Genomic DNA, 3077 nt, shown 5'->3' on the forward strand with positions numbered 1-3077 from the left:
CCAACAGTATTAGGTGTTTGTGACGATGGAACTCCAGATGGTTTTACAGAAATTGATTTAAGTATCAAGAATAATGAAATCTCAGGAGGTAATCCCAACTACTCCGTAACGTATTACTTAACACAAGCTGATGCCGATGCGCAAGTAAATCCGTTACCAATACCTTATACAAACATCTCTAACCCACAAACGGTTTATGTCAACGTAAGAGACATAACGACGCAATGTTTTGATACGACGACCTTAGACTTACAAGTTGAAGATGCTCCAATAGCTTATACTCCAGCGCCATTAGAGTATTGTGATCCGGATAGCGATGGATTTGGAGTGTTCACTTTAGAGGATGCCGAGTTAGAAATAAATGGAGGTGATAATACATTAGTTGTAACCTATCACGAAACTTTAGCCGATTCTCAAAACGATGTAAACCCTTTAACGAGTCCGTATAACAACATCGTTGTTGATACGCAAACGATTTATGTGCGTATCGAGAGTCCGACAATCTCTACAAACTGTGCAAGTTATGTAGAACTACAATTGATAGTAAACCCAACACCTGAGATTATCGACCCAACCCCATTGGAGGTTTGTGATGATAATGATGATGGGTATGCTATTTTTGATTTACCAACTAAAAACACAGAGATCCTAAACGGGTTGGACCCAACCTTATACACGGTAACTTTTTATGAGTTAGAAGCTGATGCTATGGTACCAAATAACGCTATAGCATCACCAAATGCTTATGTAAATATCGTTCAAGATATGCAAACGCTTTGGGTACGTGTAGAGGACAATGCCACAGGATGTTTCTCAATAACGACTTTAGACCTTATTGTTAATCCGTTACCAGTATTAGTACAACCAACACCATTAACACTTTGTGATGCTGTAACTTTAAACGATGGGCAAGAAGCTTTTAATTTAGAAGCTGCAAACGCACAAATTTTAAACGGACAAACGGGAATTACTCTGAGTTACCATTCAACTCAAGTTGGAGCCGATACGGATACCGACGAGATTTTTAGTCCGTATGTAAACACGAGCAATCCGCAAACAATTTATATCCGTGCAGAGAATGATGTTACTGGATGTGTAAGTACAATCACTTTAGATTTACGTGTAACGCCACTACCATCACCAGTGGCTAACCCAGATCCTTTAGAAGTTTGTGATGAAGAGAATGATGGTTTTGCATTATTCGATTTATCAAGTCAAACAGCAATCATCTTAAACGGAGAAGCCGGAGTAACTCTTAGTTACCACGAAACGTATGCCGATGCAGAAGCAGGAACAAACGCTTTAGCGAGTCCGTATAACAATATTGTTGCCAACTTACAAACCATTTATGTACGAGCAGAAAACACGGGCGTTACGCCAACACCAGGAACAGGTTGTTATACAATTGTAGAGCTAGACTTAGTGGTGTTACCATCACCAGTAGTACCGTTAGATATAGCAGACTATATTGTTTGTGATAGCGATGATGATGGTTATGCACAGTTTGATTTTGATACTGTAGTGGCTCCAGAAATTTACGGAACACAAGCAGTAGGAGATTTTACTTTAACATACCACCTAAATCAAGCCGATGCTGATTCAGGGAATAACCCAATAGTAAACACTGCAAACTACACCAACGCAACAACGCCTCAACAAACAATTTATGTGCGTTTAGAAAGTGTTGCCAATGGATGTGTAAGCACAGGATCGTTTGTTATAGAAGTGGCATTACCACCGGTAATCAACCCGAATTACGATCATACTTTATCACAATGTGATGATTTAGACGCCGATTACCATGAAGATAATGACGGATTTACAGCTTTCGATTTAACGGTTGAAGATTCTGAAATAGTAAATGGTAACCCAAGTTGGACAGTAGAGTACTACACGACATTAGCCGATGCGCAAGCAGGAACAAATGTTATTGCAGACCCAACAAACTATACTAATGAGGTGATGGGGCCACAAACCTTATTTGTAAGAGTTACCGATTTAGATACCGGATGCTATTCATTTACAACAGTTACTATTCGCGTGTTAAATAACCCATCGCCAGGAGAAGATCCAGCCGATCTTATTTTATGCGACGATAACGCAACAGGAGACATGATAGAAGTCTTTGACTTAACAGTTAATGCGGCTTATATCATAAACGGAGAAGATGCAAGTAACCCAATTCACCTAAGTTACTATACAAGTGAAGAGGATGCTGTAACAGGAACCAATGCAATTGCAGACCCAACACAACACAGTAACGAAGATCCTAATAACGTAGGTGTTGCTATTAACCCACAAACAATCTATGTGCGTGTCACTAATGGAGACGACGAAACAGGATTAAACGGAACAGGATGTTATAGTTTAGAAGACTTTGATTTAATCGTCAACCCATTACCAGAAGTGGTGCCAGTAAGCGATTATATTATCTGTGAATTAAATACGGATGGCTTTGCACAATTTGATTTTTCAACAAAGACTGATGAGATTTTAAACGGACAAGATCCAACACTATTTAATGTAACGTACCACGAAACAGTAACAGAAGCAGAACAAGGTATCAATGCATTAACAACATTGTACACCAACACGACAAATCCGCAAGTGATTTATGTAAACATAATTAATACGGATACCGGTTGTGATATTGCAACAGTAAGCTTTAATATAGCCGTTCATGAAGCAGCACAAGCCAATCCAGATTTAGTACCAATTGTTTATGAGGTCTGTGATGATGAAATGGACTTTGATGGAGATACAACAAATAATAGTGCACAGTTTGATTTAGCAACGCAAAATGAATTTGTGTTAGACGGACAAGATCCAGTAAACTACACGGTGACGTATTACGATAATCAAGCAGATGCTGATGCGGGAACAAACCCATTACCATTCTTATACGAAAACACAGTAAACCCACAGGTTATCATTGTGCGTGTAGATAACGATACGATGGTGGATGACGGTACCGGAAACATGGTAGATAGTTCTGAGTGTTACGAAACAGCAGAGCTTACATTGCAAGTAAACATGTTGCCATCTTTCGATTTAGACGACACGTATTTATTATGTGT

General features: G+C 39.1%; 1 pseudogene. It reads left to right on the plus strand.

What is annotated here, in order from left to right:
* Nucleotides 1-3077, plus strand: a pseudogene (locus tag BLV64_RS14605) (hypothetical protein); the annotation flags it as partial.

This window comes from Bizionia paragorgiae, from assembly GCF_900107625.1.
GTDB lineage: Bacteria > Bacteroidota > Bacteroidia > Flavobacteriales > Flavobacteriaceae > Bizionia > Bizionia paragorgiae.